The organism is Nocardia sp. NPDC051570, from assembly GCF_044454005.1.
Lineage (GTDB): Bacteria > Actinomycetota > Actinomycetes > Mycobacteriales > Mycobacteriaceae > Nocardia.
This window is the reverse complement of record NZ_JBITDI010000011.1, coordinates 309,164-331,898: the sequence shown is the minus strand read 5'-3', so window position 1 is coordinate 331,898 and position 22,735 is coordinate 309,164. Positions and strand designations below refer to the sequence as shown.

Genomic DNA, 22,735 nt, shown 5'->3' with positions numbered 1-22,735 from the left:
TTTCGATCCTAGACAAATCGAATTATCGCAGCTCAGAGCACCTTTCGCCATTTCAGCGACCAGTTGTCACCAATTACAATGAATGGCCGAGGTTAACCGAACCGAGGTATCGCCGTCCGCCACATTCGATCTTGGGTGAGAAATACAGTGGGCACCTGCGCTGCCCGGCTTCGGCTCCTTGACGAAACGGCTCGCTTGCCGCAGCTGAAGGCGGCGACGCTGGCGGTGAGCGGGTCCAGGGTGCTGTTGCCGTCGACGTCGGCGAGTTCGACATCCCGCAGATCGCCGACCTGCCGACTTCGACCGATTCCCGATCCGCCGGTAAGACCTGCTCACGGCGGTCTGCACATGCCGCATGGCGCGCGGTCTGAACTCGTGGTGACCACCCGCTGATCGGTTGGCCACCACCGTCTCTGGAACATCCGCATCTGCCGATGTTCGCGTCACCTGATAGCCGATATCGGCGGTTGCCAGCTTCCGTGGTTCGAAGCGGCCACGCGGCCAGCCCGAAGATCAACGGCCCGAGGGCATCTCGGACCACGTCGAAGGGCAATGCATCATTGCCGCTGAAGCGTCGTCGGGTTCCATCCGACGATGAGCAGGGCGGCGATGACGGTCGTTTGCCCCACCAGCTGACCCATCAGCGTGCCCGAACTGATCATCGACCAGACAGAGCCGGTCAGGAGCGGGCAGGCTATGGCAAGAAAGACGACCACGCGACGCATTGTCCAACGTTTCCGCAGGCCATGTGCCACAACCGATCCCGCCCCTTCGACGCTCACAGCGGAACCGGACGTTCGCAACAGCCGGGCACAGATCGTTCAGTTCCGCTGGCGTAACAGCTCGAGTGAGCGCTCGTGTGCACTGACGGCCAAGGCACTTTCGCGGGCAGCATCGGGGCCACCCTGTCCGGCGAGGTACCAGTGCAGATTGGCTACTGCCTCGTACCAGGCGGCGCGTTCGATGTCACTGGCCTCGGCAGTGGGGCGGCCCAGAGCCAGGGCGGTCATTTCGACCAGGACGTTCACCCGCGGTCCCTCCTCGACAATGTTGCGAGATGTCTCGTTGGGTACATCGCGACCGGCGTTCGGAGCGCTACGCCAGCCGGGAGTACACATGCAAGTATCTGCACTGCCCGCGCTACGCAATAGAGGTCACTCGATGTTTGCTGACGTGTCCTCAGGAGGTTGCTGGCCGCCCCGTGCCGGCACCACTGTCGCGGGCGACCGCCGTACCGGCCGAATGCCAGGGCCGTGATCTACCGGCGCGGCCGCAAGTAGGGCGATCATGAATGCCGCGCTGGCTTGCCGGGATCAGAGTGGCTGCCGGTCGACTATGGCTGACAAGACCCGGCGCTCGGGCGAAGGTCCCATAAGTAGCCGACTACCGAGCGTGCGCGTACAGCACCGGCCGTTTGCGCACGACAGGCGCCGACCTTCAAGCTCCTGCCTGGTCGGCCTCGATCCGGTCGGCGTGGCGGGAGTTGGCGGTGCGCCAGGCCTGGACCATCGACGTGCCGCCGTGGCCTTCGCTTTCCTCGATGATGAGTTCGCTTCCCGGCCAGGTGCGGTGTAGCTGCCAGGGGAGGACCGCTGGGGCGCTGACATCGCGCCGGCCGTGGATCAGAGTGCCCGGGATGCCGTGCAGACGAACCATGCGTTCGAGGATCGGTGGGGTCAAGAAGGCGTCGTGGGCCCAATAGTGTGTGACGAGAGTGGTGAAGACGTGCCGGAACTCGTCGTCCTCCCAGCGCGGGTTCGGTTGGACGCCACCGGTGCCCACGGAGATGTGGTGGTCCTCCCACGCCACCCAGGCGCGTGAGGCCGCGTCTCGGATCGCCGGGTCCTCATGTGTCATCAGCCGCGCGTAGGCCTCGATGATCCGGCCGGTGCCGCGGTGGTAGCCGATGCCTGCCTGCTCGGCGTGGGTGGCCAGGCGGTCCCAGGCTTCGGGATAGATGGCACCCACTGTTTCGGTGATCCAATCCACTTCGAGACGGCCGGTCGTGGTGACCGCCATCGCCACGACGGCGAATACCCGTCCAGGGTGTACCTGCGCGTAGGCCAGCGCCAGCGTCGAACCCCACGAGGCGCCGTTGACCAGCCACCGATCGACGTGGAGGTACTCGCGAATTCGCTCGATGTCGTCGATGAGATGAGGCGTCGTGTTCTGGCCCAGGTCGTAGTTCGGTGCTGTCACATGCGGCGTCGATCGCCCGCAGCCGCGCTGGTCGAAGCCGATGATGCGGAATCTGGCCGGGTCGAACTTGTTTCGATAGGCGCCGGTGCCGAGGCCACCGCCCGGACCGCCGTGCAGGTACACCGCGGGGATGCCGTCAGGGTTCCCCGACTCCTCCCAGTAGATTTCGTGACCGTCACCAACCGCCAAAAGCCCTGAGGCACGCACTGTTCCGTTGTCGACCATGGTGTGCGACGTTACCGACTATGCCCGCTCGCATCCGCCCATTTTCCGAAGTACACAGCGGCCACCAGCCTGGCCGACCTCATGATTCGCTGGGGCAGGCCCCGAACCCATGCCGTCCGGCGGCATGGGTTCGCGGACACCGCATCAGGTGGCGGATACTGCCGCTGTCATGACCACCAATTCGTCCACAGATGCCCATCACTCGCGCGTACGAACACATATGGCCGATCTTGATAACTGATCGTCGCGATCGTATTGGGGTCTACGGTGCGGCCCGCAGGCGTGTCCTGGTCGGACCAGTTCCACTTGCTTCCGTCCCACCAATTCGTCCACAAGTGCCCGTCACTCGCGCGTACGAACACATACGGCCGACCCTGGTAACTGATTGTCGCGATCGTATTCGGATCCACGGTGCGGCCCGCCGGGGTGCTCTGGTCGGACCAGTTCCACTTGCTTCCGTCCCACCAATTCGTCCACAAGTGCCCGTCACTCGCGCGTACGAACACATATGGCCGATCCTGATAACTGATCGCCGCGATGGTGTCGGGGTCTACGGTGCGGCCCGCGGGCGTGCCTTGGTCGGACCAGTTCCACTTGCTTCCGTCCCACCAATTCGTCCACAAGTGCCCATCACTCGCGCGTACGAACACATACGGCCGATCCTGATAACTGATCGTCGCGATCGTATTCGGATCCACGGTGCGGCCCGCGGGTGTGTCCTGGTCGGACCAGTTCCACCTGCTTCCGTCCCACCAATTCGTCCACAAGTGCCCGTCACTCGCGCGCACGAACACATATGGCCGATCCTGATAACTGATCGCCGCGATCGTGTCGGGGTCCACCGTGCGGCCCGCAGGCATGCCTTGGTCGGACCAGTTCCACCTGCTTCCGTCCCACCAATTCGTCCACAAATGCCCGTCACTCGCGCGCACGAACACATACGGCCGATCCTGATAACTGATCGTCGCGATCGTATTCGGATCCACGGTACGGCCCGCGGGCGTGTCCTGATCGGACCAGTTCCACTTGCCGCCGTCCCACGAGTCCACCGACAGGTGCCCGTCGCTGGTGCGCACGAACACGTAGGGGTTGAGCTGATAGTTGACTGTCGCGATCGTATCCGGATCCACTGTGCGGCCCTGCAGGGTACCTAGGTCGCTCCATTGCCATGTCATCGCCGGATCTCCGTTCTGATGGAAGGCGGGACGGACGTAGAGCCGAGTCCAGCAGTGTCCGGGCATCATCACGATCAGCCCGTCGATGGTTACTTGCACGCCGTTCGCTGGACCATGCCTGCGCCTGTGCTGATAGGTGATGAACCAGTTGGGCTTGTCCGCCAGGTCATTCGGGCGAGCGCCCTTGGCTCAGATCCTCAGAATAGCCCCATCGAGCAAGGGCGTGGGCCGACGCCGAAAATCCGTGCAACGACCCGTCGACAGACTGGTCTATTTCTTGAACGTCTTGCGCCACAGAGCATTCCGATTACATTGCGAAGAGCCGGGTAGGGAGTCGGCTGATCGCTCGGATTGCACTGAGCCTCGGCACCTTTCGGTACCGAGGCTTCGTCCTCAGGATGTCACTCCGGCCGGACCTGTGCAGCTTGCATGCCCTTCTGGCCTCTTTCGGCAATGAACGACACCTTCTGCCCCTCCTTGAGGGACTTGAAGCCGTCGGACTCGATCGACTTGAAGTGCGTGAAGAGATCGTCCCCTCCACCATCGGGGGTGATGAAGCCGAACCCCTTCTCGTCGTTGAACCACTTCACAATCCCGGTCTGCCTGTCGGCCATGGTCATACCCGTTTCATGGGAGGAAGTCGAGCCTGCGACGGTCGGGATGACCGTCACAGGCATCGATCATCCCTTGCCCAGCCTTCATGGGAGCAGCTTCTTCGAGGCGTTGTTCGGGGTATAGATACGGCACCGCCCGAGAACTCGGCTTCGACCCCGACGCCACCTTCCCCGCCTCCCCACCCCCACCACAACAGACCCACCACTCCGGCCACGACAACGGACATGAGCATGGGCACGACGCCCCGCCACCTTCCGAGCCACAGGGCTACATGTGGCACTGCCACCTACTCGGCCACGAAGACCACGACATGGTGCTCCGATACCGAACCATTACCTGACTCATCCACCAGCACAGCGCGTTTCGCCCTACTCCAGCCGGCGTTCCCCCATGGTCTTGGGCTCGATGCCGTCGGTTGTTCTCGATTAGCGTTGGGAGGTGACGTACTTGGTGGCGCATGCATATCGGGTCCGGGCCGTGCACGACGGTGGCTTTGATCCGCAAAACCCTTACGCCGGAATGCGACTCGTGATGGTGGACGGCGAGTTGTTGTCGCATGCGGTGGCCGCTCGGGACTACGTTCCCGAGTACGGAGCGACCGGGTTTGTCGTCACTGGTGAGCCGTGGTCGGATCCCCTTCCCGAGGGTTACCGGCGCTGCCCGGAATGTCTGACTACGTGTCCGTTGTGATCGGAGTTTGCGGTCGGCATCAGGCGGTCGGCCCCGTGGCGGACGCGGGGCCGACCCTGTGGTTCAGTTTCCGGTCACGCGCTGGAACTCTTCGGGATAGCGGGCCCCGGCTATGGCGTCGAGGGGGGCGGCCGCTTCGATGCGGGACAGGTCTTCCGGGGACAGGGTGATCTCGGCGGCTGCGACGTTCTCGTCGAGGTAGGTGCGGCGCTTGGTGCCGGGGATCGGGACTACGTCCCGGCCCTGGTTCTGAACCCAGGCGAGGGCCAATTGGCCTGCGGTGATGCCCTTTTCGGCGGCCAGCTTGCGGAGTTCGTCGACCAGGGCGAGGTTGTGGTCGAAGTTGGATTCGCTGAAGCGGGGGAGGCGGCGGCGCATATCGTCGGCGGGGAGGTCGGCGGTGGAGGCGATGGTGCCGGTGAGCATGCCTCGGCCGAGCGGGGAGAACGGGACGATGCCGATGCCCAGTTCCCGGCAGGTCGGGAGGATCTCGGATTCGATGCCGCGGGTCCACAGGGACCATTCGCTCTGCAGGGCCGAGATCGGATGGACGGCGTGGGCGCGGCGGATGGTCTCGGCGGAGGCCTCGGAGATGCCCAGGTAGCGGACCTTTCCGGCCTGGACCAGCTCTGCCAGTGCGCCCCAGGTCTCCTCGACGGGGACGTTCGGGTCTACGCGGTGCTGGTAGTAGAGGTCGATGTGGTCGACGCCGAGGCGGGTCAGCGACTCGTCCGCGCACTGCTTCACGTAGGCCGCATCGCCGCGGGCACCCATCGAGGCATTGTCGTTCCAGACGATGCCGAATTTCGTTGCCAGCACGACCTGTTCGCGGCGGCCCGCGATGGCGCGGCCGACGAGTTCCTCGTTGGCTCCGGCGCCGTAGACGTTGGCGGTGTCGAGCAGCGTCACGCCCAGATCCAGCGCGCGGTGGATCGTCGCGATGGATTCCTCGTCGTTGCTGCGCACGCCGTAGGACTGGCTCATGCCCATGCAGCCGAGCCCCTGCGCGCCGACAGTCAGCTCGCCCAAGTTCCTGGTTCCGATCATGGCGACAGGATCCTCCTTCATAGTGCCGATTCGTGAGCCTCGCTCACCGAGTTCGACGCTACGACTTGGAGTGCGCTCCAGGTCAAATCGCCGAATCAACCTCTGCCCGCGCCCGCCCGGCGATCCCCGGGCGACTGCATGACCTGTGCCCACCATGAGGCCAGCGGACTGGGGTCGGGCCACACGACAGTCTCGTCGGCGGACTCGATTTCCTCAGGCTGGGGTAGGGGAGTGGATTGCGGGCGGACGATCATTACGAATCTCCTCCGGAAACGCTGCGCCTCCGGCTCACGGCTGTGAGCGACTCAGATCTATCAGCAGAGTATGTAATTTGTATATCAGACAACGCGATTCGGCGCACTATTTGTCTGAAATCGACGTGATGATCATGGGTTTTCGCGCGAGGTCACCCCTAGTTTGTGGTAAGGTAAGGGGACTGGACAAACACCGAATACCCGAAACCAACTGGTCCACAATAGGTTTCGGGTTCTCTGGCGTGTGTTGTGTTGTTGTGACAGCGATTCGGGCTACGGGAGGCGGAACTCGTCGGCTCGCACGCCGGAGGTGAAGGCATCCCATTCGGAGGGAGCGAAGACAAGGGCGGGACCGGTCGGGTTCTTGGAGTCACGTATACCGATCATGTCTGCGTCAAGAAACGCGACCTCGACGCAATCCTTCCCGCCGCCGCTACGACTACTCTTGAACCACACGGCCTCTGACAGGTCGATGCCCACGGTCATACTCCTTAGCTACCTGACGCAACAGGTGTTTGCTCTCTGCCGTGTTCAACGCTACCTGTCCGATCACGTGGAACGCTCGACGATATGTGCGGATGCTGTTCGGTCGCTTGAGATACATGTCTCCGGCCAAGCCTTCGACGTAGACCACTGCGGGCTCGATGGGTTGCCCTTCGCTGTCCACTCCGAAGTCCAGGATCGTCAGCGGACCGGCAGGGATTCCGAGGGGATAGCCCGACGAGTTGGGCAGAATTCGAACGGATACGTTCTGCGGCATATCGGCGAGGTAGCGACACTGTGCCGCCATGACTTTCGCTCCGCCCACGACCCTGTGCAGCACTCCTTCATCGATGATCAACTCCACCTGCAATGGTGAATGTCGCCGGGTCATGCGGTTCTGCCGCAATCGTCGGACACGTACACGGCGTTCGATTTCCGTCGGCGATTCTTCGGCGAAGTACAGACGATCGAGTGCTCGCGCATAATCGGGAGTCTGGAACAGCCCCGAGATGATGTCCGGGCGATAGACGTACAACTTCTGCGCGGTCGCCTCCAGCCCGACATAGATATCGAAGGATCCGAGTAGGACATCCTCGAACTGCTGCCACCAGTTCGGCTCTCTGCCCTGTGCCGCAAGTACCTTGAGAACACCGAGCATGTCGTTGCGCCCATAGATATCGCAGAGCCTCTCCAGGTCCTCATCTTCGATCTTCGCCACCCCGCCGGTCTCCAGCCGCTGCAAGGTGCCCTTGCCGCGCGCGATGAGCTTGGCCGCTGTAAGCATGGTCAGGCCAGCTGTCACCCGCATATCGCGCAGCAGCTTTCCGAGTTCTCGATGCGGAACACCCACATCTGCGTCCGGTCCCGGTTGCCGCTTTCGTCCCCTGCTCATGAGTGATGCCTCCCCGTTCAGGATCGTGGATCGTGACGTTCGTGGATCACGCATCGCGCCACGCATGCACTCCGGAATGCTCCAGATCTGGACCGACTGCTGGGAAAACGCTCCAATTCCCCTGACGCGCGCAATGTCTCATCCACATCTGCCGTGCTCGTGCTTAGGTCGCGATGCACACGCGGTGAGATCCCGAACGGTTCGGCTTCTGCGGGAAGGCGAGCCGATTACACCTTAACCGACCGAGCAGCAGGAAGGACCGCCAATCGGCTCATGAACATCGAGAATGCAGAGCAGGCTAACGGCGGCCGACGACGGAGTTTCGAGCGCTGAGGAGAAGATCGTGCAACCGACGGGTGATCACATCGACCGGCCCTGGCGTCAGGGTGAATTCGTCACGGCCGTTCGGCAACAAGAGATATCGGCCATCGGCGGGCCGATAGTCGAGCCAATGGAAGCCGCGCCCATCCTCGGTCGGTCGCGAGTCGAGCGCGCCGCCCGCGAAGACGGCGACCTCGCCCATGCTCGACCGTTTACGCCGCACGATTCGCTGCAGTTTCTCGGTATGCGACAACTGGGTCGGATGGCGAACGTATTCCGTTCGTTCCAAATCGCTGCGCCACCCGGTGATCGGCGGTTGGGTGCCAGGCGGGCACGCGGGCAGATTCGCCGCCAATTGCGCGGGCAATTGCCCGGGCGCACAGACGGCCAGAATCACGTCTCCGCCGTATTGCTGTGTGGGCCCGGGTATTTGGACGGCAAGGGTCGCGGTGCCGCTGACCATGCCCGCATGAACCCGCACCACCCGCGCGAAATCGGGCCCGTAGAACCCATGGATCTCCACGCGCACCTGCGGATCCAGCAAGACTGCCAGCGCCCCGAACAGCCGCTCATCGGCCGCCTGAGCAAGGCGTTGCGCGGCCTCGGCGCGCGCACGCTCGTAATCGTCGAGCGCGTCGACACCCTCCGGCAGATAGCGCAGCGGATACGGCAGACGGTCGCGCCCGAAGGCCTCCAGGGCGAGGGTGAAGGTCAAACCATCCATCCGCCAACGGTTATCGTTCACGATCGGTTACGCGCCGATCACGCCGCCCGGCGGCAACGCCGGGGGCAGCTCGCCGAGCAACTCCGAGGCGCGATCGTAGACGAGGTAATCCTTCGTCCCGACCTCCCGCTCGTCCTCCTCTTTACCGCGCCCACCGGGCGCACCCATCCCCGGCGCACCGGCCGTCCCCGCCTGCCCGGGCCGCATCCCGCCCGCCCGTGCGGCGGCCGCCCCACCGGACCCCGGCGCTCCGGGAATACTCCGGCCGGGTCCGCCCGTCCGCCCACCCTCGCTCGAATTGCCCCCTCCGCCAGCGCTTCCGCCGAACCCTCTGCCCGGAACGAACCCCACGCCGCCACCGCCGGAGGTGCCGCCCTGCCCGGTTGCCGACGGTCCGCCCGTCGTGTTTCCGAGCCCGCCGCCTGGCGTCCCGGGGGTCGAGCCACCGGCCGAGTCACCCGATGCCATACCGGCCGGAGTGGTAGCGCTGGACGGATTCGTCCCAGGATCCTGATTCCCACCGTTCGTGGTCGAATCCGTCTGCGTCCCATCGCTTCCCGGCTTCGACTGATCACCGCTCCCGCCGCCCGTCTCCGTACCCGACTTCGACGGCGGTCCACCATCCCCACCCGAGGACGTCCCACCACCATTGCGCGCATCCGGCCCATTCCCGGACCCGATCTTCGGATCGTTGCCCCCGGGCCCGTTCACGGGATTCGTGGGCGTAGGCAATACCGGCCGCGACGGATCGACATCCTTGACGACATTCGCCTGATACACATCAGACATGACCCGCTGCGCATCCCGCTCCGCCTCTTCGGCGCGATACTGCGGACCCTTGAAGATGTTCTGCAACGGCAGGTGATCGATCAGCTTATCGGTGAACGCGGACGGCCCACTCGAAGGCTGCGGCACCGCATCCTTGGCCTGCCCCAGGTAATCCGCCTGCAATCCCATTGCGCGCCCGACCAATTGCTGTGCGACGGTCAGCTTGCCGAGGTCGTCACAGAACGCCTTCGTGGAATCGATGAACGCGCCCGCGGACTGACCGGTCATCTTCTGTTGAACGCTGCCGTTCACCTTGTTCGCGAAATCGTTTCGGGCGCTGTCGGTGTCGGTGGCCATCTTCCGCCAGGTTCCCGCGGCCTCGTTGATCCATGTGGCTGTGATCGGATTGCTCGAGTCATTGAGTGCATCCCAGATCCGCTGATGCGGCCAGCTACTGAATGCCTCCAGCTTGTCGCCTACAACTACCGGCGGGTCGTAGCCTGCCCCGTGTTGGGAACGCAAGCTGTCATAACCGGTGTTGGTGACTTTCCGGGCGTCGTCCCATGTCCGTGCGGCCCGGTCTTCTTGGTTCTCCCGATCGCGGGCCTGCTGTGCCGCCGCGTCGCGAGAGGAGAAGATGAAGTTCCCCGTGGCGATCCGCTCGATATTGGCGACCCAATGCACCAGCTCGACCGGACTGTGAAATCCGAACAGACCCATCACACACCCCCAGCTGTCTGCGCGACCGCAGCGGCAGACGCGGCATCCTGTCCGGTCAGTTTCTGGATCGACAGTTCGTATGTGTCTCGCATCAGTGTGACGATGTCGATTGCTTTGCCGTACTGGGCAACCAATGACTCCGGACCACCGTTGGCTTTGGTCGCAAACGCCGTCTTCAACGCAAGCGACGAAGGAAGTGCGCCGAATCCGCCGAGCGTCGACAACCTGTTGGCCTGGGTGAGGAGGTCGACCAGCTTCCGGCGCATATCCTCGGCGTGATCACGCAAATCCGTGGCGAGGTCGGAATCGATCCGGAAGCTCCCGCTCTCGGCTTGCTGCTTCAGGTTGCGCCAGTAAGCCAGTTGATCATCAAGCTGGGGCTTACCCGATGCGGCGGTCACGGACTCGGTCATTGGTTCCCCCTCCTCAGCTCATCCTTCAGCAGTATTCCCAACCCGGTGTCGGGCTGTCCACTTGCTCGAGGCTCGGCTGATGGATCATCTCGGCAGCTTCGGCTCGAGATCCTTGGCATGCGTGACAGCAAGGTCGCACGGCGGCAGTTGCGTCGCCTTCGATTCTTCTCCGTAGTTCCAGTACACGTATACCTGGATAGCGCCCTGAGCGAACGGGAGGGTCACGTAGCAGTCGCGCTGGCTGCCCCCGGCTCCGAGCGTATCGAGGTGCAGCAGGCCCTTTCTGGGGCCGATCTGTATGTCCTGGAAGTCCTTGAACTTGTCGTTCGTCTTGACCTGATCGAGCGTCGCGCGGTAAGACGCCACACCAACGCTGTACGGACCTTCGGTCGAGTGCCAGAAGCAGTCCTTGGTGACGGCGTCGACGGATTGCCCGGTATCGACGGATGTCTGCTTGGTGGCCGGATCGACTCGAGTTGCCCGCAACGCATCGTCGGACAGTTGGGTGCACGGGTTCCACAACGGGTCCTTCACCCCCGAGAGCGTCGTGGCCGGCGGCCTCAGCGTCGTCGGCCCACCCCCACCACCCCCCGGAGACGAACACGCAGTCACCGACACCGCCAACCCGGCCAGAACCGCAAGCGCCGCAGCCTTGCTCACCCGTGTAGCCGACGATCGAATCAACGAACTCTCCCTGCGTCGCACGGCGATGGTCGCTCATCAGGGTATGACGCGCCCGGTCATCACACGGTTCCCCCTCCCGCCCGGATTCGTTTCGCAGGAAACTCCCAGGTGGAAGGGATTGACTAGACAGCTACCATTCGGCTATCCCTGAATGGTCGGGAGCCGATACGAGGCGGTGATTGTGGCCGAACGTCGATCGCTGGTCGCGAGATGGTGGCAGGACCGGGCCGGTTACGAGTGGCTGGTCGATGTGCTCGAGTTCCATTCGGCGCTGAGCTGGGTCAAGGGGATGATCGGCGCGGGCGGTTTGGTGATGTGCCTGGTCACGCTGTTGTCGATGCTCTCGCATATCGGGCCGCGTAACGGCGTCTTCGAGGTCGGATGCTGGGTGATCGTCGGGCTCACCGCCGTGTGGCCGCTGCGCTGGTGGTTGTTGCCGTGGCCGAGCCGGGCGGAGTCGCTGCTGTGGTGTGTGAGCGCGGATATCGCGATTCTGTTCGGTGCGTTGGCGGCCGAGCATCGGGTCTACGGGGCGCTGGTGACGACGCTGTTGACCGCTGTCGGAATGTGCATGATCCTGCATGGACCACGGGTGCTCACGATGCATATCGCATGGTCGCTGGGCTCGATCGTGACCCTCGCCGTCTTGCTGATGGCCGACGATGCGGCGCATTCCGGCGCCGCCGCCGGCGATGGGCGACTCGCGGTCGCCATGATCTTGATCGTCGTATCGGTCAGTGTCATCGGATTGCCGACCGTCCATTTCTGTCAGTGGCTGTGGCGCCAGCACGCACTGCTGGACCCGTTGACCTTGCTGCTGAATCGGCGCGGGCTCGATTACCAACTGTCACAGACCTTTCGGCCGCGAGAGACCGGCCCGGCCTACGCCGCCGCGCTGGATCTGGACCGGTTCAAGGTCGTGAACGACACCTTCGGCCACCCGTTCGGCGACGAGGTACTCCGGCTGACCGCCGAATGTCTGTGTGCGGCAGCCGGTCCCGATGCCGTCCTCGCGCGGACCGGGGGTGAGGAGTTCGTGGTCGTGGGCAGGCTCCGCGACGAGCCGGTGGCGGTGATCGGGGAGCGGCTCCGCCGGGCCGTCGAGTCGATTCCGGATCTGCCGATGCTCGTGACCGCCAGTGTGGGCGCGGTGCTCGCCCCGATCGCCGATATGCGCAATCCTATTCTGCTGCAGCAGATTCTGCGCCGCTCCGATGACGCGATGTACGACGCCAAACGCGCCGGCGGCAATGTCGTGGTGGTCGCGCCGACCGATCGGGTGAGTGTCTGACGAGCGGCGAGCAGGGCAGCTCAGCGTACTGCCCGCCATCAGGGGGCGCAGATGCCTTGGGCGGTTCCCGTTTTCGGGTTGCCCTGCTGCGGTGTGGCGGGGAGTGCATGCTGGTTCCAGCAAGAATGGTTTTCGAGCTGTTCGAGCGGGTTCGCGGTGTTAAGCTCACCCAGCCCAGCTGGTGAGGGACTCCCACACCGGAAGCGAATCCCGTTCGCGGGAGGGTGCTTTCGCTTGTGATCGGAGGAATCACCGACAATGCCGCAGCAACTCGGGCACGGCGTGGACGCGGTTCCCGGTGTCGCCAGCAGTGATTCGATCGGCTCTTCGATACCGGTGGTGCCGTGTCCGCGGTGGTGTGACCGACCGGCGGGGCATGGCTGGAGTGACGGTGTCGATGAGCCGTTGCGGTGTCATTGGCATACGGTGCCGGTCGCGGGCACCGACGGCGGGACGCTGATGGTGATGGTGACCGATTCCCTCGGCGGCACTGGAGCGGTGCAGCGTTCGGCCGTGAGTTATGTCGTTACCACGGGGGCCGGGGACGGTGAGCTGACGGCGGACGGTATGCGGGGCCTGGCCGTCGCGGTGGTCGATGCACTGGCACTCACCGATCAGTCGTAGTCCGCAACGCCGAGCAGCCATCATGACCACCGTCGCGCCGATCGAGTGCGACACTGGAAACGATGTCGCTCCGTGGTCGGCTTCCGCGTTCCCTGCACCTGCTTGGGGTGGTTATCGCCCTGGCACTGGTCGCGGGGTCCGGCTGTGCGACCGGTGGTCGAACCGGATGCCCCGCCCACGGATCGAGCTGCGGCCTGCGGGCCCGGATCACCGAGGCCGACGCGTATCTGTCGACTCGTCCCGGCGTCGTGGGTTATCTGGTGCGCGACCGTGTGACCGGCTTCGAATACCGTAATGCCAACGCGGGTACCGAGATCTGGACGGCATCGACCATCAAACTGGCCATGGTCGCGGATCTGCTGACCCGCGACCGGGCACACGTGATATCGCTGTCACCCGGGGATCACGCCGATATCGACGCGATGCTGCACGTGTCCGACGACGATGCCGCGGACAGGCTGTGGTTCACCTATTCCGGCCCCGATCACATGACTTTCGACAACGCCTTCCAGGCCTTCGGCATGACCGGATTGATCCCCGAGCGCGGCTATACCGACTTCTTCCCGTATTGGGGCTTTCAGAAGTGCACCGCCGAGGATCTCGACCGGCTGATGCACCATGTCCTCGACGGCCTCGACCCGGCTGATCGGACCTATATCGTCGACCGGATGCGCTCGGTCGACCCGATTCAGCAGTGGGGTGTGTGGGGAGCCGGTCCCGCGGCACGCCCGGGCAACAAGGACGGCTGGTCGGACGAGGACACCGGCGCGATCGCCAACTCCGTCGGATTCGCCGGTCCCGCAGAGCGTTACACGTTGGCGATCATGGACTCGCTGAACGGCAAGGGCGATATCGCCAACGGCCAGGAAACCGACACCCACGTCGCTCGGATACTGCTCGCGGGTCTGGCGAGCGACGACTCCTGAATGCGGTTACTGCGGTGCGGCGGCGGACAGGCTGCTGAGCAGGTTCTGGATGGCTCCGCTGCCGAGCAGGTTCTCGAGCATCTGGATCAGGCCGCCGCCGGTGCCCTGGCCCGAGGTTTGGGCGACGCTCACGCCGACCTGGGCGGCGGTATCGGATTGGCCGGCACCGACGCAGCCGTCGGCGACGAGGGCGTGGCTGCCGGTGGTCTGGGGTGACCATTGCAGGGTCGCGGTGCCGCCACTGTCGGCGGCCGAGCCGAGGGATTGGCCGTTGTCGGTGAAGTTGACCGTGCCCTGTTGCTGGTCACAGGTGGCGGTCAGGGTGTAGTTGCCGCCGACCGCGTAGTTGGAGTCCGATACCGACAGTCCCGTGACATCGGCCGACGCCGTCGTGGTGCACAGCGCGGCGGCCGCGGCCAGCCCGGCGAGGATGGTGACTGTACGGCCGGTGCGGCGAAAGCGATTGCTGGTCAACGTGTTTCTCCTGTTTGCCTGGGCAGTTGGGATCGCAGCACGCTAACACCACCGCGCACGGGCGGCGGCGTTTCGCGGCAACCTCGAGCGAGCCCTCGAGAAACCCGAAGGTTCTTCGCGACGTCAGGGCGAGTCGATCTCCGGGTGGTCCGAATCGTCCAGGTACGCAGCCGCTATCGGGTTCAGCCAGGTGTCGGTCGAGCGGCGGATGAGGTAGGTGGTCAGGGTGAGGTCGATATCGGCGAGGGGCGCGACGGTGAAGCCCTGCCGGTCGGCCTCGCTCGCGACGTCGGATTCGATGGGGACGATCACGAAGCGTTTCTCGTCGGTGAGCAGCAGATGCATGCCGCCGGTGTCGGAGAAGCGCAGGGCGGTGTCGGTGATGATCCCTACGTCGGTGAGGTTCTGGCGGGTGCTGGGCGAGAGCTCCCAGTGTTTGGGACCGAGCAGGTAGGTGAAGCCGCGTAAATCCTTCATGCGCAGGGCATGTCGGTCAGGGAAGTGGGAGGCGTCGAGCACGGCGGCCAACGGTTCGGTGTAGAGCAGGGTGACGCTGAGGGCGCCGTGGACCGCGGGGACGTGGGAGATGGCGATATCGGTCGTATTGGCCAGGAGTTCGGATTCCATGCTCAGCGAGGGCATTTGACGCACCTCGATGCGGTGCTCGGCGGCGAGGCGGCGGTTGACCGCGGCGATGTGGTTGCGGTGGCGGGGGTTCAGGGCGTCGGGGATCGCGAGGCGGATGCGTGCGGCGGTCGCCGACATGCGGACCAGCGAGGGGAGTGTGTCGAATTCGGTGACGAGCCGGGTGGCCACCGGCAGCAGCGCCTCGCCGGCGGGGGTGAGCCGGGTGTGGTGGGTCGAGCGGTCGAACAGCGGGCGGCCGAGTTCGCGCTCGAGGGCCTTGATCCGCTGGCTCAGCGGTGGCACCGACATCCGCAGCGTCTCGGCCGCCTTGGTGAAGTTCAGTTCGCGGGCGACCGCGAGAAAGTACCGTAGGTGCCGGATCTCCATGGGTGGCATGTAACCACATCCGGGCCGATCGGCCGGTGTTATCGCTGTGGTCATACCGTTGGTGAGAAAAACGGTCATTCCTTTGTGGAGAGAGCCGGGCCTAATGTCGAGGGCGGATAAACCGGATCGGATGAAAGGCTCTACATTGCCTTCGGCAGAATTGAACATCGATGGCGCGCCGACAGGCCCGCTGGCCGGGGTGCGAATCGTCGATCTCTCGACTGTCGTGATGGGCCCGTTCGCCACCCAGATCCTAGGTGACCTGGGCGCGGACGTGATTCGCATCGAGCCGCCCTATGACAATGCCCGGCATTCGCCCGGCGATATCGGCCGCACGGTGGGAATGGCTCCGCTCTTTCTGAATGTCAATCGGAATAAGCGCAGCATTGCGTTGAATTTGAAAAACGAAGACGATCTGGCCGTGCTCGAGGAATTGCTCGATACTGCGGATGTCTTCGTGACGAATATGCGCCTGCAGGCGCTGGAGCGGCTCGGGCTCGGTTACGACGCGATCGGTGAACGCTTCCCGACGCTGATCTACGCCCACGCCCAGGGCTTCGCCCCCGGCTCCTCGCGCGGTGCGCGACCGGCCTATGACGAGGTGATCCAGGCCGTCAGCGGCTTGGTGAATCTGCAGGAGCGCGCCAACGGTTCGCTGCAGTACCTGCCGACCTTCATCGGCGACAAGGTGGCGTCGATGTATCTGGCCCTCGGTGTCGTTTCCGCGCTGTATCACCGCCGGGTGACCGGTGCCGGACAGCGGGTCGAGCTGCCGATGGCCGACGCGCTGATCTCCTGGACCGCGGTGGAACATCTGGCGGGCGACACCTATGTGCCCGCGACCGCCCCGGCGGGAAATCCGCTGAGCCTGGTCGGCGAGCATGCCGCGATGCGCACCGCCGACGGCGCGATCGCCGCGGTCGCCTACACCTATCAGGACATCCGGCGCCTGCTCATCGGCGCGGGCCAGGACGAGATCGCGGCCGAATCCCGGTGGGACAGCCCGCAAGTGGACGTCGCGACGTTCCTGGAGGGTCTGCGCGCGGTGTTCGCGCATTCGGCGGAGAAGACGACCGCCGAATGGGAGACCTATCTGCAGGCCAACGACATTCCCTACGGCGTCGTCGTCGACGTCGCCGAACTCGCCGACGATCCCTATGTCCAGGAGGTAGGGCTGGTCGTGGAGACCGAGCATCCCACCGAGGGCAGGATCCGGATGGTCGCCAACCCCCTGCGCTTCTCCGAGACGCCCGTCGATATCCGCCGGTATGCCGAGCGTCCCGGCCACAGCACCGAAGAAGTCCTCTCCCAGCTGCGCCGGCAGGCCGCGGCCGGGGCGAACTGAGGAAGAAAGGCATCATGAATCTCGAATTGAGCCCGCAGGACATCGAATTCCGCGACGCGTTGCGGGAGGTGTTCCTCGGCAGGATTCCCGAGGATGTGCGCACCCGCTCGGCACTCGGCACCACCACGCGCGAGGATATCGTGGCTTCCCAGCGCATTCTGAACGAGCACGGCCTCGCGGTGCCGCACTGGCCGGTCGCATGGGGCGGCAAGGATTGGACCCCGACCCAGTCCCACATCTACACCACCGAATTGCAGCGTGCCGCCGTGCCGCCGCCGCTGGCCTTCAATGCGAGCATGGTGGGCCCGATCATCGCCGAATTCGGCACCGACGACCAGAAGCGGACGTTCCTGCCCGCCACGGCCAATCTGGATATCTGGTGGTCGCAAGGCTTTTCCGAACCCGAGGCCGGGTCGGATCTGGCGGGGCTCAAGACCACCGCGCGCCGCGACGGCGAGGACTACATCGTCAACGGGCAGAAGACCTGGACGACCCTGGGCCAGTACGGCGACTGGATGTTTCTGCTCGCCCGCACCGATCCGCAGGCGCGTAAACAGCAGGGCATCTCGTTCCTGCTGCTCGATCTGAACACTCCGGGCATCGAGCGGCGGCCGATCACACTCATCGACGGCAGCGCCGAGGTCAACGAATTCTTCTTCGACAACGTCCGCGTTCCCGCGGAAAACCTTGTCGGCGAGGAGAACAAGGGCTGGACCTACGCGAAGTTCCTGCTCGGCAACGAGCGCAACAGCATCGCCCAGACCGGCACCGCGCAGCGCCTGTTCGCCGAGCTCGTCCAGTACGCCGACGCGCGGCACGTGGGTGTGGCGGCTCTGGCCGACGATCCGGATTTCCGGGCGCGGCTGCATGCGGTGAAGCTGCGGCTGCTGGCGCTCGAGGCCACCGAGCTGCGGGTCACCGCGGCATCGGAGCACGGGCAGCCCAGCCCGGCGTCCTCGCTGCTCAAACTCGAGGGCACCCGGACCCTGCAGGAGCTGTCGGCGCTGCGCCTGCAGGCCGCGGGTTCCGACGCGCTGCTGGTGCGCGAGGACGAGACGGGCCTCGCCGGCCCGCACTACCTGAACCTGCGCAAACTGTCGATCTTCGGCGGCTCCAACGAGATTCAGCGCGGAGTCATCGCCAAGACCATTCTCGGGCTGTGAGGAGAACTGCCATGGAACTCGAACCCAATGACGATCAGAAGCTGCTGCTCGACAGCGCCGAGTCGATGTTCGCCCGGTACTACAAGCCCGGATTCCGGGCCACGGCCGTGGAATCGGAGACCGGCTGGAGCGATGCGGTATGGCAGGCGAGCACCGAACTGGGGTTGGCCACCCTCACCGTCGACGAGGAATTCGGCGGCGCGGGCGCGGGCCCGGTGGAGGTGTATGTCGTGCAGCAGGCACTCGGGCGGCATGCGGCGGTGGAGCCGCTGCTCGACGGCGTCTATCTGCCCTCCTGGCTGATCTCCGAACTCGGCACCGACGAGCAGCGCCACGCACTGCTCGCGGAGCTGGCGAACGGCACGGCGATCGGCGCGGTCGCGCATGCCGAACCGGGCCGGGAATGGGACGCACTGCCCTCGGTCACCGCCGAGCGCAGCGACACCGGCGGCCCGGTGTGGCTGACCGGCGTGAAATCGCCGGTGGCACGGGCGGATCGGGCGAGGTTCCTGCTCGTCACCGCGGTCGATGCCGACGGTGAGCTCGGGGTGTATCTGGTATCGGCCGACGCACCGGGCCTCTCGCGCGGCGACGGCCGGACCACCGATTGGACGCACGCCTCGCGGATGAGCTTCGACCGGACCCCGGCCACCGCGCTGGGAACCCCGGGCCGCTCGGCCGCCCGCGCGGTCGATATCGCCTTCGCCCGCGCTCGCATCGCGGTACTCGGCGAGACGGTCGGCCTGATGGAATCGGCGCTGGCGCAGACGGTGGAATATCTGAAGTCCCGCAAGCAGTTCGGCGTGCCGCTGTCGGCCTTCCAGGCGCTGGTGCACCGCGCCGCGGATCTGTACGCGCAGATCGAGCTGGCCCGCTCGATCGCACTGTGGGCCACCGCCACCCTCGAGGCCTTCGACGGTGAGGATCTCACCGCCCCGCTCGCGGCGGCCGACGACGGATTCGTCTTCGTCGCCGAGACCGCGCGGCTGGTGGCCGAGGAGGCCGTCCAGCTGCACGGCGGCATCGGCATGACCTTCGAGACGGCGGTCAGCCACTACGCGGCCCGGCTCACGGCGATCACGCAGTCCTTCGGCGGCCTGGTCGCGACGCGTCGGCGCGCGCTGGGCTCGTCGTCACCGGTCACCCCGCCCAGCGCCCTGCGCGACACCGCCGATCCCGCGCTGCTCCCGGCGTAGGACCGACCACTCTCCAGGAGTTCGAGATGTTCACATCCCTGCTGGTGCTCGGCATCGCGTCGGGCACCATCGAGCGAATCGACCTGTCGGACAACAGTGTTCGAACCATCGTCGACGATGCCGGGCCCGCCCCGGACGGTGTGGTCTTCGACCCGGGCACCGACCGGATCTATTGGACGACGATGGGAATGCCCGACGGTCCGATCCCGGCGCCGGGGCAGGAGCCGGACTTCTCGCCGCGTAACGGGTCGGTGCGCTCGGCCCGCCTCGACGGCTCCGATCAGCGCGAGATCGTGGCGACCGGCGCGATCACCACCGGCAAGCAGCTCGCCGCCGACCTCGCGGCCGGCCGGCTCTACTGGTGCGATCGCGAGGGCTGCAAGGTCTCTCGCGTCGGCACCGACGGGACGGGGTTGACCGATCTGGTCGTCAACGCCCCGGCCGAGGACAAGACCGCCGAATGCGTCGGTGTCGCGGTCGATCCCGTCGAGGGGTATCTGTACTGGACGCAGAAGGGTCCGGCCAAGGGCGGGCGCGGGGCGATCCTGCGGGCCGGGCTGGATATCCCGCTGGGGGAGACCGCGGCCGACCGCTCGGATATCGACATCCTCTGGGACGGGCTGCCCGAGCCGATCGATCTGCATATCGACGCGGCCACGGCCACGCTGTACTGGACCGACCGCGGGGCCGAGCCGTGGGGAAACACGTTGAACCGCGCGCCGATTCCCCGCAAGGGTGAGCTCGGGACGCGACCGCAGATCCTGGCGCGCGGATTCGACGAGGCCATCGGCCTGGCCGTGGACACCGACGCCGGACTCGCCTATGTCACCGATCTGGCGGGCACCGTGCGCGCGGTGCCGTTGGACACCTCTTCGGGGGCCACCGAATTCGTCGTCGCCCGGCTCACCGGGCGGCCATTGACAGGAATCGCAGGTATCTCATGAGCACACTCGCCGTCATCGGCGCCGGGGTGATCGGACTGTCCTGGGCGCGGCTGGCCCGCGAACACGAGTGGGACGTCACGATTTACGATCCGCGCGCCGATATCGCCGATGTGGTGGCCGCCGAGCTGGGCGCCGATCCGCGCATCCGCGTGGTCGCCGATATCGCCGCGGCGGTGGCCGAGGCGGATCTGGTGCAGGAGAACGGGCCCGAGCGGCTGCCGATCAAACAGGAGCTGTTCGCGCGGATCATCGAGCATGCGCGCCCGGATGCGGTTCTCGCGACGTCGAGTTCGTCGATCACCGCGACCCTGATCACCGAGGGCCTGTCCGGGGCGGGGCGGGTGCTGGTCGGGCATCCGTTCAACCCGCCGGATCTGATGCCGCTGGTCGAGGTGGTGCCCGGTCGCGACACCACCGAGGACGCGACCGAGCGGGCGGTGGAACTGTACGAGGGGCTGGGGCGGGTGCCGGTGGTCATCGGCACGGAGATGCCCGGATTCGTCGCGAATCGGTTGCAGGGGGCGCTGTCTCGCGAGGCGGTGTATCTCGTGCAGCAGGGCGTGGTCTCCCCGGCCGATCTCGATGTGATCATGCGCAATTCGCTGGGGCTGCGCTGGGCCACCATCGGCCCGTTCGAGGGCAATGTCCTCGGCGGCGGGCCCGGCGGGATCCGGCACCTGTACGCCGGGGTCGGCGCGGAGACCTCCAAGATCGAATTCGGTACGCCCGCCACCGATCCCGAGCGGATGGAGACGCTGATCGGCCAGGTCGAACAGGCCTACGGTACCGGCGTCGAGGCGTTCGAACGCCTGCGGGCCACGCGGGACAGCAGGACGCGGGCGGTGCTCGCGGCGCTCGAGGACTGAGCGGCTAGGCGGGGTCGGTGCCGGGGGCCGGGTGGGAGCCCAGCTGGTGGAGGATGTCGCGCAGGCTGCGGCGACGCGCCGGGGTCAAAGAGTCCAGCGCCGCGTGGATTCCGCGCATCCGGGCGTGCACCTGCGCGGCGATCGCGGCGCCCTCGGCGGTGGCGACGACCTTCTTCACTCGGCGATCGGCCGGGTCGATGTGGCGTTCGACGAGGCCGCGCTGCTCGAGCCGATCGATGATCAAGGTGATGTTCGACGCGTCGCAGGACAGGCTTTCGGCCAGCTCGCGCATGGCGCGCGGTTCGGCCAGCAGGCACAGGAGGCTGGCGTGGCTGCCGGTCAGATCCAGGCTCTGGGCCGCGGCGAGGAAGTCCTGTTGGTAGGTGCGGCAGAACTGCGCGAGGGTCGCCATGAGATCGGGCGCGACCGGCGGCGAGGAGCGAGGCACAGTTGAACCTTAAGCCAAATGCTTGACAGACTCAAGCAGTTGTGGATGTACTGGTGCCGATTCGCTTGAGTTTCTCAACTCTTTAGAAACTCAAGCACCAAGTTCGGCGACACAGGAGACCAGATGACTTCGGTAGTAGACACCACTCGGATCCGGCGGCTGCTGGATCGGCCGTTCACCGTGGGCGATGTGACCGTCCCGAACCGGATCGTGATGGCCCCGATGACGCGCAATCTGTCGCCGAACGGTGTTCCGGGACCCGATGTCGCCGAGTACTACGCGCGCCGGGCGGCCAACAATGTCGGGCTCATCGTCACCGAGGGCACCTACATCAACCGCGCCGCCGCGGTCGCCTACGACGGCGTCCCGCACTTCTACGGTGAGCGGTCCCTGGCCGGGTGGGCTCGGGTGGCCGAGCAGGTGCACGCGGCGGGAGGCCGGATCGTGCCGCAGCTGTGGCATACCGGGGTGGCGCGCACCGCGACCGAACCGCCCGCCGACAGCCCGTCGGGGGTGGGGCTGACCGGGCTTCCGGCCGGAAAAGCCATGACGCAGAACGATATCGACGACACAGTCGCCGCGTTCGCCGAGGCCGCCGCGGCGGCGCAGCGTCATGGATTCGATGGTGTGGAACTGCATGGCGCGCACGGCTATCTGATCGACAGTTTCCTGTGGAGCGGCACCAACCGGCGCACCGACGGCTACGGCGGCGCCCCGGCGTCGCGGGCCCGGTTCGCCGCGGAGATCGTCGCGGCCGTGCGCGCCGCGGTATCGCCGGGCTTTCCGATCTTCTTCCGGCTCTCGCAGTGGAAGGCCGAGAACTATCAGGCCAGGATCGCCGAGACCCCGGCCGAGCTGGATCAGATCCTGGCGCCGCTGGTCGCCGCGGGCGTCGACGGCTTCCACGCCTCCACCCGCCGGTACTGGCTGCCCGAATTCGACGGCAGCGATCTCAATCTCGCGGGCTGGGTGAAGAAGCTCACCGGTAAGGCCACGGTGACCGTCGGCTCGGTCGGGCTGGATCAGGAGTTCCTCGGCGCGGCCGGATGGGACAAGCAGGCCAGTGTGACCGGTATCGATGCGCTGCTCGATCGCCTCGAACGCGACGAGTTCGATTTCGTCGCCGTCGGCCGGGCGCTGCTGGCCAATCCCGATTGGGCCGCCAAGGCGCTACAGGGCCGCCTCGACGAGACGATCGCCTACGACCGCGCGGTGCTGAAGTCGCTCAACTGAG

General features: G+C 65.7%; 24 protein-coding genes. 9 read left to right on the top strand and 15 right to left on the bottom strand.

Translation table 11 applies throughout. The features are described from left to right. Positions 1–557: 557 nt before the first annotated feature. From ACIA76_RS27790 to ACIA76_RS27735, 12 genes are all read right to left on the bottom strand, one after another. Positions 558–716 carry a hypothetical protein gene (locus tag ACIA76_RS27790; protein ID WP_397155651.1) on the bottom strand — a complete coding sequence of 53 codons (159 nt, stop codon included), beginning with the start codon at positions 714–716 and terminating at the stop codon, positions 558–560. A gap of 105 nt (positions 717–821) precedes the next feature. Continuing rightward, positions 822–1,028 carry a hypothetical protein gene (locus ACIA76_RS27785; protein WP_397155649.1) on the bottom strand — a complete coding sequence of 69 codons (207 nt, stop codon included), beginning with the start codon at positions 1,026–1,028 and terminating at the stop codon, positions 822–824. Between the two features lie 409 nt (positions 1,029–1,437). Next, entirely contained in the window at positions 1,438–2,424 is a 987-nt protein-coding gene (locus ACIA76_RS27780; protein ID WP_397155647.1) for an alpha/beta fold hydrolase, read from the bottom strand. A 167-nt stretch (positions 2,425–2,591) separates the two neighbouring features. Then, positions 2,592–3,698 carry a hypothetical protein gene (locus ACIA76_RS27775; RefSeq protein WP_397155645.1) on the bottom strand — a complete coding sequence of 369 codons (1,107 nt, stop codon included), beginning with the start codon at positions 3,696–3,698 and terminating at the stop codon, positions 2,592–2,594. Positions 3,699–4,000: 302 nt separating this feature from the next. After that, positions 4,001–4,213: a cold-shock protein gene (locus ACIA76_RS27770; RefSeq protein ID WP_397155683.1), complete on the bottom strand. Its 213-nt coding sequence runs from the start codon at positions 4,211–4,213 to the stop codon at positions 4,001–4,003. A 754-nt stretch (positions 4,214–4,967) separates the two neighbouring features. Further along, positions 4,968–5,951: an aldo/keto reductase gene (locus tag ACIA76_RS27765; RefSeq protein WP_397155644.1), complete on the bottom strand. Its 984-nt coding sequence runs from the start codon at positions 5,949–5,951 to the stop codon at positions 4,968–4,970. A 527-nt stretch (positions 5,952–6,478) separates the two neighbouring features. Next, complete coding sequence (locus tag ACIA76_RS27760) at positions 6,479–6,685, bottom strand: DUF397 domain-containing protein (protein ID WP_397155642.1); 207 nt, start codon at positions 6,683–6,685, stop codon at positions 6,479–6,481. Further along, on the bottom strand, positions 6,645–7,538 hold the full coding sequence (locus ACIA76_RS27755; RefSeq protein ID WP_397155640.1) for a helix-turn-helix domain-containing protein: 894 nt from the start codon (positions 7,536–7,538) through the stop codon (positions 6,645–6,647). Before ACIA76_RS27755 ends, ACIA76_RS27760 begins: the two co-directional genes overlap by 41 nt. A 340-nt stretch (positions 7,539–7,878) precedes the next feature. Beyond that, positions 7,879–8,625 (bottom strand): ESX secretion-associated protein EspG, encoded by a 747-nt coding sequence (locus tag ACIA76_RS27750; protein WP_397155638.1) that lies wholly within the window; start codon positions 8,623–8,625, stop codon positions 7,879–7,881. A 27-nt stretch (positions 8,626–8,652) separates the two neighbouring features. Further along, the gene (locus ACIA76_RS27745) at positions 8,653–10,113 is read right to left on the bottom strand and encodes a hypothetical protein (protein WP_397155636.1); all 1,461 of its coding nucleotides are present in this window, start codon (positions 10,111–10,113) and stop codon (positions 8,653–8,655) included. Further along, the gene (locus ACIA76_RS27740) at positions 10,113–10,526 is read right to left on the bottom strand and encodes a hypothetical protein (protein WP_397155634.1); all 414 of its coding nucleotides are present in this window, start codon (positions 10,524–10,526) and stop codon (positions 10,113–10,115) included. Before ACIA76_RS27740 ends, ACIA76_RS27745 begins: the two co-directional genes overlap by 1 nt. 84 nt (positions 10,527–10,610) lie before the next feature. Further along, positions 10,611–11,138 carry a DUF3558 domain-containing protein gene (locus tag ACIA76_RS27735; protein ID WP_397155681.1) on the bottom strand — a complete coding sequence of 176 codons (528 nt, stop codon included), beginning with the start codon at positions 11,136–11,138 and terminating at the stop codon, positions 10,611–10,613. A 253-nt stretch (positions 11,139–11,391) separates the two neighbouring features. Here ACIA76_RS27735 and ACIA76_RS27730 point away from each other — a divergent pair, with 253 nt between their 5' ends. The 3 genes from ACIA76_RS27730 (at position 11,392) to ACIA76_RS27720 (ending at position 14,051) form a co-directional block, all read left to right on the top strand. Further along, entirely contained in the window at positions 11,392–12,501 is a 1,110-nt protein-coding gene (locus ACIA76_RS27730; protein WP_397155632.1) for a GGDEF domain-containing protein, read from the top strand. A 258-nt stretch (positions 12,502–12,759) separates the two neighbouring features. Then, positions 12,760–13,125, top strand: coding sequence for a hypothetical protein (locus tag ACIA76_RS27725; RefSeq protein ID WP_397155630.1), 366 nt, complete (start codon positions 12,760–12,762; stop codon positions 13,123–13,125). Positions 13,126–13,187: 62 nt separating this feature from the next. Then, a complete protein-coding gene (locus tag ACIA76_RS27720) occupies positions 13,188–14,051 on the top strand; it encodes a tat pathway signal sequence (RefSeq protein WP_397155628.1) in 864 nt (287 codons plus the stop codon). Positions 14,052–14,057: 6 nt separating this feature from the next. Here the strand turns inward: ACIA76_RS27720 and ACIA76_RS27715 are convergent, their stop codons facing one another. Continuing rightward, complete coding sequence (locus ACIA76_RS27715; RefSeq protein WP_397155626.1) at positions 14,058–14,525, bottom strand: hypothetical protein; 468 nt, start codon at positions 14,523–14,525, stop codon at positions 14,058–14,060. Positions 14,526–14,648: 123 nt separating this feature from the next. Next, positions 14,649–15,539: a LysR family transcriptional regulator gene (locus ACIA76_RS27710; RefSeq protein ID WP_397155624.1), complete on the bottom strand. Its 891-nt coding sequence runs from the start codon at positions 15,537–15,539 to the stop codon at positions 14,649–14,651. A gap of 130 nt (positions 15,540–15,669) precedes the next feature. Between ACIA76_RS27710 and ACIA76_RS27705 the strand changes: the two genes are divergently transcribed. The 5 genes from ACIA76_RS27705 to ACIA76_RS27685 are packed head-to-tail and all read left to right on the top strand — an operon-like array spanning position 15,670 to position 21,053. Then, positions 15,670–16,884: a CaiB/BaiF CoA transferase family protein gene (locus ACIA76_RS27705; protein ID WP_397155622.1), complete on the top strand. Its 1,215-nt coding sequence runs from the start codon at positions 15,670–15,672 to the stop codon at positions 16,882–16,884. 14 nt (positions 16,885–16,898) lie between these two features. Beyond that, positions 16,899–18,047, top strand: a complete 1,149-nt coding sequence (locus ACIA76_RS27700) for an acyl-CoA dehydrogenase family protein (protein ID WP_397155620.1) — start codon at positions 16,899–16,901, stop codon at positions 18,045–18,047. A gap of 11 nt (positions 18,048–18,058) precedes the next feature. After that, positions 18,059–19,243: an acyl-CoA dehydrogenase family protein gene (locus tag ACIA76_RS27695; RefSeq protein WP_397155618.1), complete on the top strand. Its 1,185-nt coding sequence runs from the start codon at positions 18,059–18,061 to the stop codon at positions 19,241–19,243. A gap of 26 nt (positions 19,244–19,269) precedes the next feature. Continuing rightward, entirely contained in the window at positions 19,270–20,187 is a 918-nt protein-coding gene (locus ACIA76_RS27690; RefSeq protein ID WP_397155616.1) for a hypothetical protein, read from the top strand. Further along, on the top strand, positions 20,184–21,053 hold the full coding sequence (locus ACIA76_RS27685; RefSeq protein WP_397155614.1) for a 3-hydroxyacyl-CoA dehydrogenase NAD-binding domain-containing protein: 870 nt from the start codon (positions 20,184–20,186) through the stop codon (positions 21,051–21,053). The genes ACIA76_RS27690 and ACIA76_RS27685 overlap by 4 nt, the downstream gene beginning before the upstream one ends. Positions 21,054–21,057: 4 nt before the next feature. Here ACIA76_RS27685 and ACIA76_RS27680 read toward each other — a convergent pair whose 3' ends face one another. Further along, positions 21,058–21,501, bottom strand: a complete 444-nt coding sequence (locus ACIA76_RS27680) for a MarR family winged helix-turn-helix transcriptional regulator (protein WP_397155612.1) — start codon at positions 21,499–21,501, stop codon at positions 21,058–21,060. 123 nt (positions 21,502–21,624) lie between these two features. Between ACIA76_RS27680 and ACIA76_RS27675 the strand changes: the two genes are divergently transcribed. Further along, on the top strand, positions 21,625–22,734 hold the full coding sequence (locus tag ACIA76_RS27675; protein WP_397155610.1) for an NADH:flavin oxidoreductase: 1,110 nt from the start codon (positions 21,625–21,627) through the stop codon (positions 22,732–22,734). The last annotated feature ends 1 nt before the right edge of the window (position 22,735 follow it).